11 protein-coding genes are annotated in these 12,579 nt (G+C 58.5%); 8 read left to right on the top strand and 3 right to left on the bottom strand.

Features of this window, described 5'->3' with window-relative positions; genetic code table 11:
* Positions 1-4 precede the first annotated feature (4 nt).
* From AC1Z36_RS02715 to AC1Z36_RS02705, 3 genes are all read left to right on the top strand, one after another.
* A complete protein-coding gene (locus AC1Z36_RS02715) occupies positions 5-1,018 on the top strand; it encodes a hypothetical protein (protein WP_286172165.1) in 1,014 nt (337 codons plus the stop codon).
* 8 nt (positions 1,019-1,026) lie between these two features.
* Positions 1,027-2,259 carry a DUF6716 putative glycosyltransferase gene (locus tag AC1Z36_RS02710; RefSeq protein WP_483561629.1) on the top strand — a complete coding sequence of 411 codons (1,233 nt, stop codon included), beginning with the start codon at positions 1,027-1,029 and terminating at the stop codon, positions 2,257-2,259.
* Between the two features lie 297 nt (positions 2,260-2,556).
* Positions 2,557-3,642 (top strand): inositol-3-phosphate synthase, encoded by a 1,086-nt coding sequence (locus AC1Z36_RS02705; RefSeq protein ID WP_105656607.1) that lies wholly within the window; start codon positions 2,557-2,559, stop codon positions 3,640-3,642.
* 188 nt (positions 3,643-3,830) lie between these two features.
* Here AC1Z36_RS02705 and AC1Z36_RS02700 read toward each other — a convergent pair whose 3' ends face one another.
* Both AC1Z36_RS02700 and AC1Z36_RS02695 read right to left on the bottom strand, forming a co-directional pair.
* On the bottom strand, positions 3,831-3,953 hold the full coding sequence (locus tag AC1Z36_RS02700) for a hypothetical protein (RefSeq protein WP_255209577.1): 123 nt from the start codon (positions 3,951-3,953) through the stop codon (positions 3,831-3,833).
* Between the two features lie 582 nt (positions 3,954-4,535).
* Positions 4,536-5,987: a CCA tRNA nucleotidyltransferase gene (locus AC1Z36_RS02695; protein ID WP_105656608.1), complete on the bottom strand. Its 1,452-nt coding sequence runs from the start codon at positions 5,985-5,987 to the stop codon at positions 4,536-4,538.
* Positions 5,988-6,111: 124 nt separating this feature from the next.
* Here AC1Z36_RS02695 and AC1Z36_RS02690 point away from each other — a divergent pair, with 124 nt between their 5' ends.
* From AC1Z36_RS02690 to trxA, 5 genes are all read left to right on the top strand, one after another.
* Complete coding sequence (locus tag AC1Z36_RS02690; RefSeq protein ID WP_105656609.1) at positions 6,112-6,651, top strand: NUDIX domain-containing protein; 540 nt, start codon at positions 6,112-6,114, stop codon at positions 6,649-6,651.
* Between the two features lie 37 nt (positions 6,652-6,688).
* Positions 6,689-8,392, top strand: a complete 1,704-nt coding sequence (gene murJ / locus AC1Z36_RS02685; protein ID WP_332595065.1) for a murein biosynthesis integral membrane protein MurJ — start codon at positions 6,689-6,691, stop codon at positions 8,390-8,392.
* A gap of 126 nt (positions 8,393-8,518) precedes the next feature.
* The gene (locus AC1Z36_RS02680) at positions 8,519-10,105 is read left to right on the top strand and encodes a hypothetical protein (RefSeq protein WP_483561628.1); all 1,587 of its coding nucleotides are present in this window, start codon (positions 8,519-8,521) and stop codon (positions 10,103-10,105) included.
* A gap of 100 nt (positions 10,106-10,205) precedes the next feature.
* Positions 10,206-11,171, top strand: coding sequence for a thioredoxin-disulfide reductase (gene trxB / locus AC1Z36_RS02675; protein WP_105656612.1), 966 nt, complete (start codon positions 10,206-10,208; stop codon positions 11,169-11,171).
* 28 nt (positions 11,172-11,199) lie between these two features.
* Positions 11,200-11,523 (top strand): thioredoxin, encoded by a 324-nt coding sequence (gene trxA / locus AC1Z36_RS02670; RefSeq protein WP_105656613.1) that lies wholly within the window; start codon positions 11,200-11,202, stop codon positions 11,521-11,523.
* Positions 11,524-11,635: 112 nt separating this feature from the next.
* Here the strand turns inward: trxA and AC1Z36_RS02665 are convergent, their stop codons facing one another.
* The gene (locus AC1Z36_RS02665) at positions 11,636-11,848 is read right to left on the bottom strand and encodes a hypothetical protein (RefSeq protein WP_402741395.1); all 213 of its coding nucleotides are present in this window, start codon (positions 11,846-11,848) and stop codon (positions 11,636-11,638) included.
* Positions 11,849-12,579: the final 731 nt, after the last annotated feature.

The raw sequence follows: 12,579 nt of genomic DNA, 5'->3' as shown, positions 1-12,579 counted from the left end.
CACCATGATGAAACTGACTCAACATGACACCCACGAGGTGCCACGCCCGCGTTTCGGCACCGCGCACGTTTGGGTGGAGTCGCCACTGCAGCTGCTTTCGGCGGTAGAAACGCATGCCGCAGGGCTGCTGGGCACGGACATCCGGATCATCCCCCGTCAGGGAATGCCCCTGGAAGCCACGACGCAGGCAATGCTGAATCATGCCCCTGCAGGGGTTCATTTTGAACCGGCCGCTCGTAAGCCTCCGCAGCCCAAGGGCGCTGCCGATCGGTATGTCACCGGCGACGCCTACTCGGGCAAGATCCAGCGCACGCTGCTGGCAGGCGTACGGGCCAAGGAAATCGTGATCATCGATGACGGCATGGCTACGCTGGCCCTGATCAAGCAGCTCATTTCCGATGAGCCCACCCCGTTGGTGCGCGCCCGGACCAGGAATTCCGCAGCACGCGTGGCCATGGGGTTGGCGACCTGGCATCGCTTGCGCCAGCTGGCCCGTGAAGATCGCCTGCTGATCGTTTCAGCGCTGTATGTCGACCCGGCATCCCGTCAGAAGATGGCTGATCTGGGGATCAAATTCGCGCAGCACAAGTTTGAATGGCTCGCTACCCAGCCGGTAGCCGAGCAGTTCACCGAACCTACCTTGCTGATCGGTTCGGCGATGGTGGCTGATGAGCTGATTTTTGAGCAGCCGTATCTGCGCTGGATTGAGCAGATCGCTTCCGAAGGCCCGGTTGCGTACTTCCCGCATCGCCGTGAAACTCCCGAATTGCTGGAGAAGATCTCGAGGATTGATCAGGTGGTGCTCAAGGAGCACACCGTTCCCATTGAAATGCGTTTGCGTGTCCTGCGACCAGGCCAGGAAATCCGCGCCTTGCCTTCCACGGTGATTCCATCCCTGCGCCTGTTGCTGGGTCCTGATGCCCGCTGCCTCTATCCGCAAGCCGTGATTGACAGCTGGTGGACCCCTGGCACCCCATCCGAGTTGCGCGAGCACCTATCCAGTTCATTGAAGGTGTGAATCAGCCGATGAAGCCATCAATACTTGCCATTGCCGACTCGGATTCCTATCTGAAGCTGGCAACGAGCTTCCTGAACCGCCTAGGTCCCTCATGGGATCGCAAGGTGTATTTGGCGCGGACCCCGGTGATGCCGACCGCCGACCAGATCGCAGCCGCCTTTGATGGCACGGATCTGGATCCGGATATCCTGCAGGTGATTTCCGTATCCCAATTAGAAGCCGACACCGTAGATGAAGACATTGTTTTCGCTTCGGCCACCGGGCCGGTAGTTGCCGAGATCTACTCTCGCATGCTTCGCACCGAGCCGACTGATGGCCGGTGCACCGCACTGATTTCCGCCCTGCCCGGCGTGGCATTCCCCGCCACGCAAAAGGGGTGGAACTATCGTCGAGCCGGCGATGCGTTCATTTGCCATTCGCATGCCGAAGCCCGTGATTTCTCATTCATGATCGAAGGCCAGGTAGGGCACCAGCCGACCATCATGGTCAGCAAGCTCCCGTTCTTGCACTCGGCAGGATTCCCGCCAGCGCAAAAGCAGGTGGTCGAACGCTTGGTGTTCGCGCCGCAAGCGAAGGTACCTGCCCAAGAGAGCGAACGCGAGTCGATCCTGCTGGCTCTCGAGCAGGCCAGCAAGATGAATCCCGAACTTGAGGTGATCGTCAAGCTCCGCGCCAAGGCCGGTGAGCCCCAAACGCATCTCGAGGCGTTCCCGTACGATTCGCTGTTCGAAAAGTTGCAGTCCGAACGGCGGATCGGGACCGAATCGCGCCTTCGCTTCGATACCGGATCGATGAGTGAAGCATTGGCCGATGGCAGCGCCTTGGTAACAGTGTCTTCGACTGCTGCCTTGGAATCCATTGATCGCGGGTTGCCAACGCTGGTCCTTTCCGACTTCGGCGTCAGCGCGCAGATGATCAATACGGTCTTTGTTGCCTCCGGCGTCATCGGCACCTTGGATGACGTCGCCGGCTTGAGCTTCGGTGAACCTACCAAAGCCTGGTTGCGGGAAAACTACTTCCACAGGGTGGACCACAGTTTCGTTCAGTCCCTCGAGATTCTCGCGCAGCGAGCTCGAGCTGGAAAGCTGCACACTGATCCGGAAATGCTGGCGCATATTCGCCGCCAGCCTTTGCGCCACCGCCTCAGAACCACGTTGCCTGCACCGCTAGTCAGGGTTTTGGTGAAGTTGCGGCACCAGTTCGGGCTAGCACGCAAAAATGGCGCCAACTCATGGTCATGACCAACTAGGTCTTAGCCCATGAAGTCACTTTAATGCCTGAATTGATCGTCACTGTCAGTAGTATCTAATCCTTAGGTGCTTTACCTGCTATTGGTGCAGCTGCGCTGAGACAGTGCAGTAATCACCTCGGTTTCGCTAGCCCAGAGAGGCCGCCCCGATAGTTATTCGGTGATACCGGGCACGATTGGGAATGTTTGCGCTCCATTAAGACTTAAGATCATTATGGGTCAATTTGCGCAATGCGCTTTTGCGCGCCCTATTGCCCAAAGGTTTTATACATTTCAATAAGGAGTTCATGTGTCGGCGAACCCGATTCGCGTTGCCATCGTAGGCGTAGGCAACTGCGCCACTTCCCTTATCCAAGGTGTTGAGTACTACCGAAACGCCGATGCTGATTCCACGGTTCCAGGTCTCATGCATGTGCAGTTCGGCCAGTACCACGTGGGCGACGTTCAGTTCGTTGCCGCCTTCGATGTCGACGCCAAGAAGGTCGGGCTCGACCTCTCGGAAGCCATCTTGGCCAGCGAGAACAACACCATCAAGATTGCCGACGTTCCAACCACCGGAGTGACCGTTCAGCGCGGCCACACCTTGGATGGCCTGGGCAAGTACTACCGCGAGACCATCGAAGAGTCTGCAGCCGAGCCAGTTGACATCGTCCAGTCCCTGAAGGACAACGAAGTCGATGTCCTGGTTTGCTACCTGCCAGTTGGTTCCGAGCAGGCCGCCAAGTTCTACGCACAGTGCGCCATCGACGCAGGCGTTGCATTCGTCAATGCCCTGCCAGTATTCATCGCCGGCACCCCAGAGTGGGCGCAGAAGTTCACTGACGCCGGTGTGCCAATCGTTGGCGACGACATCAAGAGCCAGATCGGCGCAACCATCACCCACCGCGTGATGGCCAAGTTGTTCGAAGACCGCGGCGTTGTCCTGGACCGCACCTACCAGCTGAACGTTGGCGGCAACATGGACTTCAAGAACATGCTCGAGCGCGATCGCCTGGAATCCAAGAAGATCTCCAAGACCCAGGCAGTCACCTCGAACACCTCCGCCGCCCTGGGCGAAGACGACGTGCACATCGGCCCAAGCGACTATGTTGCATGGCTTGATGACCGCAAGTGGGCTTTCGTCCGCCTCGAGGGCCGCAACTTCGGCGATGCTCCGGTCAACCTGGAATACAAGCTGGAAGTTTGGGACTCGCCAAACTCGGCCGGCGTGATCATCGATGCCGTACGCGCAGCGAAGATCGCCCTGGACCGTGGCATCGGCGGTCCGATCCTGTCGGCTTCGAGCTACTTCATGAAGTCGCCACCAGAGCAGTACGACGATGAGACCGCGCGCAACAAGGTGGAAGCCTTCATTCGCGGCGACATCGAGCGCTAGCCCTCCGCGTTAGCGGAAAGGCAATGGCCAGGACCGTTCGGTCCTGGCCATTGCTGTATTCGACGGTGCTCTGGATGCGGAGAAGCCCGCCGGCTTGCAGGCCGGCGGGCCTCTTGGCGATGCCTTGCGAGTTCATCATGGGTACCTCGGATTCTTGTTAGCGGGCAACGGTAATGGCGTTGCCGGCCTTAGCGAATTCGAAGGTACATTTCTGGTGGCACGTGGTTCTTCAGCTCACGCTGACGCATGCGGCGGTTGAACTCGGTGCTATCAAGGTTGGTGAACTTGCGCTTGTCTTGACGCTTTTTCATTTGCTGTCCCTCCCTTCGGTCAAAGTAGAAGGGGAGGGAAGATCTTGGCGCGTAGTTGAAATGGCGCGAGCTTTCAGGCTTTCTGGTCCTGCGAAGATTAATTCCGAGGTGCGAACTGCCCGTTGAGCGGATGAGGAGAACAGTGGACTAGGCATGAAAAAAGTTCCTAAGGATGAGAGTCGATTACTGACCTGCAACCTCAGGAACTTATGCGGGATTTACCGTGAGTTAGGAATCCGCTTGTCCGGAGGTTGGGGAAATGAGCTTGCACAGACGAGACATGGGAGAGCCGCCAATAAATCGCGCTCCGCGATGAGTCTCTGTGTACCAATTGGTATTAATCATTTCGCCACCTCCTAAAATCTGCTCTCGGCCGGCCATGGATGCCATGGGGCCTCTTTGAAAAGTTTTCTCGATCCGCAAGTCTCATTGAGACTTCCCAATCACAGTATTCAGCATACATGGATTATCCCCGATGCGCTACAAATTTGCGCAGAAACTTTAAGCACTTTCCCGGGGACGGCAAAAGCACCCGAATCCATGCGGATTTCAGGTGCTTTTCCTTGGTGCTCAGGTCAGAGGTTACCCCTCGGTAGCCGATTCCTGGGCTTCAGGCTGTTCTTTCCACCAGGCGCGCAAGCGCTCAGTGGCGATTTCCGCGCCCAGCGGGCCTTCGTCCAAACGCAGTTCCAAGAGGAACTTGTATGCGCGGCCAACGACCTTGCTCGGCTTGATTCCCAACAGGTGCATGATCTGCTCGCCGTCAAGATCCGGGCGGATTGACTGGAGCTCTTCTTGCTCGGCGATCTGCGCGATGCGCGCCTCGAGGTCGTCGTAGGCAAAAGCTAGGCGGTCGGCCTTCTTGCGATTGCGGGTGGTGACATCCGAACGGGTCAGGCGGTGCAGGTGCTCGAGCAGGTCTCCAGCATCGGTGACGTAACGGCGCACCGCCGAGTCGGTCCAGCCGGCCTCGCCGTAGCCATAGAAGCGCATGTGCAACTCGACCAGTCGGGCTACGGACTTGGTGGTGTCCTTGTCGAAACGCAGGGCGCGCATACGCGCCTTGACGAGCTTCGAACCCACCATGTCATGGTGGCGGAAGGATACCGCGCCGCTTGGTTCAAATTTGCGGGTCGCCGGCTTACCGATATCGTGCATCAGCGCCGCGAAGCGCAACACGAAGTTCGGGCCGGGAACAGGTCCCTCTTCGTCGGTTTCCAACGCCATGGCTTGTTCCAGCACGGTCAGCGAATGCTGGTAGACATCCTTGTGCCGGTGGTGCTCGTCAATTTCCAGACGCAGTGCCGAGACTTCGGGCAGCACCTTATCGGCCAGGCCAGTTTCCACCAGAAGGTCGATTCCCGCGCGCGGGTCTGCACCGTTGATCAGCTTGACCAGTTCATCGCGAACCCGCTCGGAGGAAATGATGTCGATCCGATCGGTCATTCCGCTCATGGCTTCGCGCACCTCTGGACTGACTTCGATCTTCAGCTGCGAAGCAAAACGGGCAGCACGCATCATGCGCAGCGGATCGTCAGAGAAGGAGATATCAGGTGCACCAGGGGTGCGGATGGACCCGTCTTCCAGCGAGCTTACGCCGTCGAAAGGATCCACCAGCTCGAGCTGCGGCAAGCGCAGAGCCATCGAGTTCATGGTGAAGTCCCGACGGAAGAGATCGTCGTGCAGGTTATCACCGAAGGCAACGATCGGCTTGCGCGACTCCTTGTCATAGGCATCAGCGCGGTAGGTCGTGACCTCTAGCGTGTGTTCGCCCTTCTTGAAGGCAATAGTTCCAAACTCGCGTCCCACATCCCAAACGTTATCGGCCCAGCCGGAAATCACCTTGATGGTTTCTTCCGGGCGAGCGCTGGTGGTGAAATCGAGGTCCGGGGATACGCGTCCCAAGTACAGATCCCGAACCGGCCCACCTACCAGCGACAATTCATGGCCCGCCCGAACAAAACGGTCGGCCAAGTCGAAAATAACCGAGGGCAGGATTTGACGCAGTGCGTCAGGCGAGGGAAGTGCATGCATAGTTACTTAAGCGTGCCAGAAATCCCGGAAGAATGCTTGAAATTCCGACGGATTTGCCTGCGAGATAACTTACTTGTCCACGTCGATCAGGCGGCGAACGGTACTTTCTCGATAGAGTGGTTCCATGAACCGACCGATCCCGTCTGCCCCAAAGCGCACCCCATTGACTGCGTCAATGGCTCGCGCGCAGGCAACTGGCGGTCACACGAGCCTGCCGACCGTGGAAGAAGTCTCTTCCGGCGGCATCGTGATCGACTTCAACGACCCCACCTTCCCAGTGGCCATCATTGCCCGGTACAACCGTGGCGGACGGCTGGAATGGTGCCTGCCCAAGGGCCACCCGGAGGGCGTGGAAACCAATGAGGAAGCGGCTATCCGCGAAATCGAGGAAGAGACCGGCATTGCCGGACGCATCCTCGCCCCGCTGGGTTCGGTCGACTACTGGTTCACCGTGACGAATTACCGTGTGCACAAGACCGTGCACCATTTCCTGCTGGAAGCTACCGGCGGGCATCTGACGATCGAGAATGATCCCGATCATGAAGCCGTCGATGTTGCCTGGGTCCCCATCGGTTCCCTGGGCAAGCGCCTGTCCTTCCCTAATGAGCGCCGGATCGCTGATCTGGCACGCGAGGTCCTTACAAAGCATGTCTCAGGTTCCTAATCCATCTGCGGGCTCCGATCAGCTACACACCGGAGCCATGGACGTAGTCGCCGGACCTCCCCCGCAGCAGGCAGCTCAGCCTGTTGGCTCGCGCTCCAGGATCTATGCCCTGATGGCCTCCGGCACGATGGTCTCCCGCTTGCTGGGCTTCGTGCGCACGGCCTTGCTGGCGATGGCCATTGGTTCGGTCACCTCGGTGGCTGACATCTTTGAAAAAGCCAATATCATCCCGACTATCATCTACATGCTGCTGGCCGGCGGCATTTTCAACGTCGTGCTGATCCCGCAGCTGATCAAGGCCTCCAAGGCGAAGGACCGCGGCGCCGCGTACACGTCGAAATTGGTGACGCTGACCGTCGTGGGCATGGGTATCCTGACTCTGATCCTCACGCTCTGCGCCAGGCCATTGATCACAGTGCTCACCAATAACTGGACCGAGCCGATGATCGCGTTGGGAACGGCCTTTGCCTACTGGTCGCTGCCGCAGATCTTCTTCTATGGGCTCTACGCAGTGCTGGGCCAGGTGCTGAACGCGAATGGCCGCTTTGCCGCATTCATGTGGGCTCCTGCGGTCAACAACATCATCCAGCTGATCGTCATTGGCGCTTTCATCCTGACTTTCGGCGCCTACTCTTCGGGCGACCCGATGCAGGATTGGAGCGGGGTCAAGACCATGTGGCTGGCTGGCGGTGCCACCTTGGGTATCGTATTGCAGTCGGTGGCGCTGTTCTGGCCACTGAAGAAGACCGGGCTGAAACTGACACTGGACTTCCAATGGCGCGGCATGGGACTGCGCCACGTGGGCAAGCTGGCGATCTGGACCCTGGCGGCCATGGTGATCGGCAATCTCTCCTCGCTGGTGTACTCCAAGATCGTGTCCGGAGCTACCGCGGCTCGAGCGCAGCTGCCTCCCGAACAGGCCGCCTCGGTAGCCGGCGAGTACGCGTTGAACACCTCGCAGTTGATCACCGTGCTGCCGCACTCCCTGTTCGCGCTGACCGTCGCCACCGTGCTGTTCAACGACTTCGCCCGGGCTTTCACCGAGAACCGCCGCAAGGATGTTGGCAAGCTGCTCAATCAGGGCATGCGCTCCACCGCAATCCCTATCGTGTTCTGCACGCTGGTCTTCATCGTGCTGGCCGGACCGCTAGGCAGGCTCTTTGCCGGCAACTCCGAGAATGCTGCGCAGGCCGCGGGCGCTCTCGGGCAGCTGCTGGTGCTCACCGCGCTTGGGCTGCCGTTCAAGTCCTTGCAGTTCTTCATGCTGCGTGTCTTCTACGCAGAGGAAGATACCCGCACCCCGATGCTGATCCAGTCGGCCACCGCCGGGCTCGGATTGATCTTGGCGTTCGCCGCTGCCGCCGTGGTCGATCCGCTGCATATCGCCGCCGCCATTGCCTTCATCTACGGCTTGACCAACGTGCTGACCTGCGTCGGCACCCACTATCTGATCAAGCGCCGCTACGGCAACTACGGTGTTTCCTCTGTCATCGACACCTACATTCGAGTCGGTTGGATGGCTACGCTCTCCTCCATCATTGGATGCATCGCGCTCTGGCTGCTGGGTGGATTCAACTTCGGATTCGCCTACGACTCCGTATTCAGCGCCCTGGTTTCGGTGGCTATTGTCGCGCTGGTGATGGGCATCGTCTTCATTGGCTTGCTGTACAAAACCAAGGTCCCGGAGCTCCAGTCGTTCCTGGGTCCGATCCTTCGCAGAATCCCGGGACTCAATCGCTGATGGTCCGCTGAAACTTGCTAGTGATTCTGGGCAAATAGGCACCAAATAGCTTGATCTGACCGGTAACATGGCAGGTGGTGGTCCGTGGACCGCCACCGAACCAAAATCAACCCCTTGGAGATGCACGTGTCGCAGCCAATCGATGTCGGCTCTGTCCTCAGCGGTCGCTACCAAGTAACCGAGAGTGTCCTTTCATCAGCTGAAGGAGACTTGGTACTCGGTGGCGTAGACCAGGTACTGAACCGCTCGGTCAGCATCATGGTGGCTTCCGTGGAGAATTCATCGCAGCTGGCAACGAGCGCACGCGAAATCGCCATGGGCGAGCGCGCTTCGAACGTTCAGGTGCTGGATCTGGGCATCACCGATGCCAACCAGACCTACCTCGTCGCCAACACCGCGCGTTCCTCGGACCTGCTGGACCTGGTATTGGAAACCGACGACGCTCCATATGTTGAGCCGTTCTTCACCGACACCCTGGGCACCGAGATCTTCGGCGAGTCCCGCCAGGCCGTCCCTGAGACCTACGAAGACGACAACGAGTACTACGACCAGCTGCAGTACGAAGACGAACCAGAGCAGCAGGGCAAGATCGGTTCCGCCTTGGCTGGTGGCTTCGCAGGACTGAAGAACCGGTTCGGCAAGAAGAACCAGGAACAGCCTGAAGAAGAACAGTTCGACCAGACTGCGCCTAATGAGCAGGTTCCCGCCACCATGGCTACCCCGGTTGCGCCAGCTGAAAAGCCAGCGGCCGAAGACAAGCCGAAGGTCTCCCGCCTGGAAGACGAAGACGAGCCTAATGTCACCGCAACTGCGGCACTGGCTGCCGCTGCGCAGTCCAAGGGCAAGACGCCGGCCAAGCCTACCCAGAAGCCTGCCGAGGAAGATGAGAAGCCGGCAAAGAAGAAGGCTGCAGCAGCTGGAGCCGTAGCCGGCGCAGGCGCCGCTGCGGGTGCCGCCGCTGCCGCTGCCCCGAAAGCCTCGACCTTCCCCGCAGCTGCCAAGAATGCTCCTGCCCAGGACCCCCAGGTCGACGAAGAGGAAGAGGAAGAAGGCGGTTCCAAGGGAACTCGCCTGCTGGTTGGCGCCGTCTTGCTCATCGTGCTGATTGTTGCAGTCGTGTTCGCTTTCAACTTCCTTGGTGGGGACAAGAACACCACCGCCGATGGCGAGCAGCCAACTGCCGTGGAGTCCCCGGAAAAGCCATCCGAGACCGAGAAAGAAAAGGACTCAACCGAGGACGCCTTGCCTGCTCCGAAGATCGACGACGTATCCCGCCTGGTTCCCGGCAATCAGCAGCTGAACTCCGAAACCGATGGCAAGCTGGGCCAGATGATCGACGGCAACGCCTCGAGCACCTACTCAACGTACTCGTACACCACCGCTGATTTCGGCGGCTTCGCTTCCAACATGGTCTTCATCCTGGAACTGGACGAGAAGTCCAAGATCTCCGAGGTCAATCTCGAGGGCCTGAACGGCACCGGCGGCAACTACGAAATCCTCGTCGGCGAATCCGAAGACCTGGGCGATGCCAAGTCGGTAGCCAAGGGTTCATTCTCCGGTCCTTCGGTTTCGGTAACTGCCAAGGACGACGACAAGGACTACATGGAAGGAACCCACGTGTTCCTGGACATCACCGACCTGCCTCGCAAGGCATCCGGCGGCAATGATTCACGTCCATTCGGTCTCCAGATCGGTGAATTCTCCGCCAAGTAATAGAAGCGGAATTTTTTACGAAAGCAATGCGTTGAGGTGGATAGTGAGGTTAGACCTTGCTATCCACCTCGCATTATTAGAACGAAAGGGTTCTACCCCCGTGACTTCAGCACAGAACGACGAAATCCGCGACGTCATCATTGTCGGCTCCGGTCCGGCCGGTTACACCGCCGCGGTTTACACCGCCCGTGCGAATCTGAACCCACTAGTCATCGCCGGCTCAGTCACTGCCGGCGGCGAACTGATGAACACCACCGACGTGGAGAACTTCCCAGGCTTCCCCGAGGGCATCATGGGCCCAGACCTGATGGACAACATGCAGAAGCAAGCCGAACGCTTCGGCGCCGAGATTCTCTTCGATGACGTCACCGAAATGAACCTCGAAGGCGAAATCAAGACGCTGTCCCTGGCTGACGGCACCATCTACCGTGCTCGTGCTGTCATCGTCTCCACCGGCTCCGCCTACCGCGAGCTGGGCCTGCAGGACGAAAAGCGCCTCTCTGGCCATGGCGTCTCCTGGTGCGCCACTTGCGACGGGTTCTTCTTCCGCGATCAGAGAATCGCCGTGATCGGCGGTGGCGACTCCGCCATGGAAGAAGCGCTGTTCCTGACCAAGTTCGCCTCCAAGGTCATCGTCGTGCACCGCCGCAACGAGCTGCGCGCTTCGAAGATCATGGCCGACCGCGCCCTGGCCCACGAGAAGATCGAGTTCATCTGGGACTCCGAAGTCATCGGCATCAACGGTGCCGATAAGGTCGAAGGCTTGGTTGTGAAGAACCGCACCAGCGGCGAAGAATCCACCGTGGATGTCACCGGTATCTTCGTGGCCATCGGCAACGACCCACGCGTGGATCTGGTCAAGGACCAGCTGCAGCTGACTTCCGAGGGCACCATCGCCGTTGAAGGCCGCACATCCAAGACCTCGCTGCCAGGTGTCTTCGCCGCCGGCGACGTCATCGATTCCACCTACCGCCAGGCCATTACCGCGGCCGGCTCGGGCTGCGCCGCGGCCCAGGACGTGGAGCACTACCTGGCCAACGTTTCCGAAACCCTCGCTACCGCCTAATAGTTTTCTCAGAAAGGGGTTGTCTCTCATGAGCAACGCAAAAGCAGTAACTGAAGCAACCTTCCAGGCCGATGTCCTGGATGCCGACAAGCCAGTGATCGTCGATTTCTGGGCTGAATGGTGCGGCCCTTGCCGCCAGCTCGGTCCAATCCTGGATCAGATCGCAGAAGAGCACGCTGCGAAGGTCGACGTCGTGAAGGTCAACGTCGATGAGAACCAGGCAATTGCCGCGAAGTACGGCATCACCAGCATCCCAGCCGTATACGTCTTCAAGGGCGGCGAGCATGTCGCTACTTCCATCGGCGCCAAGCCGAAGGCTGTCATCGAAAAGGACTTCGCAGAATACCTGTAAGCCAAGAACATGATTGAAGTGGGGATCAACCGCAAGGTTGGTCCCCACTTCTTATTTAACCGTGGCGCCGCGAGAAGTTCACTTGCTTTCGTTTTCTGGCCGTTTCCGAGCCTTACCCCAGCTCAGGTGGAGCCGGTTCTTCATCTGAAGGCCCTTTTGACATGCTGTTGCGAATATCCAAGGCAAAATATTTGTTTTTATTATTCTTGCTCTGTTCTATGAAGCTTTGCACCGTACTTTGGCACCCGTCAGCCAAGATGCGCATTTCATGCTCAGCAATGGACCCGGCAAGTTCGGGTTCGCATTTGATCGTTTCTCTGGCCACCTAGACAGGTTCCCGAATTCTGAATCTTGATGTCCTATGCAAAATTCAGCGATCCGCAATCGCCGTATTTCTAGCCCTTCAACTTCGGCCCACAATTCCAGACTGCACTGTGAAGGGCCGCGGAAACGCATCCGGATACGCCGCACATGCTAGCTGATTGGATGTGCTTTCTGAGAGACAGCCAAAACCAATTCCTCATGGGACTATCCGCTTCCGGTCGAAATTGCGTCAAATTCTGTCCATGGATAATCCAGGCCATGCCGACTGCCGCATCCCCGTGTCGCCGCGACACTCAGTTTTCATGGGCGTCTTTAGCTGGAACAGCATCTCTTGGTCTTGATTATTGGGGAGGGTTCAACGCGCAGTGAGAACTGCCAGGGCTAACGGAGTTCCAGGGAATTAGCGGAGCACTCCCCTTCCGCGTATCCACTGGTTGCTCACTGAGCCTACTGTTTCGCCGTCAATCGTCAGAATCCATGATGCTATCTCTTCCAAAGTCCGAACGGTTCAGCAACGAGTTCCTGAGGACGTTCTCTGGCTAAACTGGCACGCAGCAAGCAGAACAGAATCTTTCGGCTTGTGAGTTGTTGCCGTAAGTCAGTTGCTGCGGCCCAAACCATGTTTCGTGCCGATACGTCATCACCCACTGCGCAACTGTCACATGGGCCGCTGGGTAATGATGAGGTGCGACCTGTCGAAGATTGAATGAATCTGAGGTCGATTGCCGTGGA

The sequence above is a fragment of the Glutamicibacter sp. BS14 genome, assembly GCF_056934375.1.
Note: the sequence above shows the minus strand (reverse complement) of the source record. Positions and strands in the feature narration are given on the sequence as shown.

What these genes read in the sequence shown, in the direction of transcription:
- AC1Z36_RS02700 (WP_255209577.1), bottom strand. Translation starts at nt 3,953, where the DNA reads ATGAAAAAGCGTCAAGACAAGCGCAAGTTCACCAACCTTGATAGCACC.
- murJ (WP_332595065.1), top strand. Translation starts at nt 6,689, where the DNA reads ATGGACGTAGTCGCCGGACCTCCCCCGCAGCAGGCAGCTCAGCCTGTT.
- AC1Z36_RS02695 (WP_105656608.1), bottom strand. Translation starts at nt 5,987, where the DNA reads ATGCATGCACTTCCCTCGCCTGACGCACTGCGTCAAATCCTGCCCTCG.
- AC1Z36_RS02710 (WP_483561629.1), top strand. Translation starts at nt 1,027, where the DNA reads ATGAAGCCATCAATACTTGCCATTGCCGACTCGGATTCCTATCTGAAG.
- trxA (WP_105656613.1), top strand. Translation starts at nt 11,200, where the DNA reads ATGAGCAACGCAAAAGCAGTAACTGAAGCAACCTTCCAGGCCGATGTC.
- AC1Z36_RS02715 (WP_286172165.1), top strand. Translation starts at nt 5, where the DNA reads ATGATGAAACTGACTCAACATGACACCCACGAGGTGCCACGCCCGCGT.
- AC1Z36_RS02690 (WP_105656609.1), top strand. Translation starts at nt 6,112, where the DNA reads ATGAACCGACCGATCCCGTCTGCCCCAAAGCGCACCCCATTGACTGCG.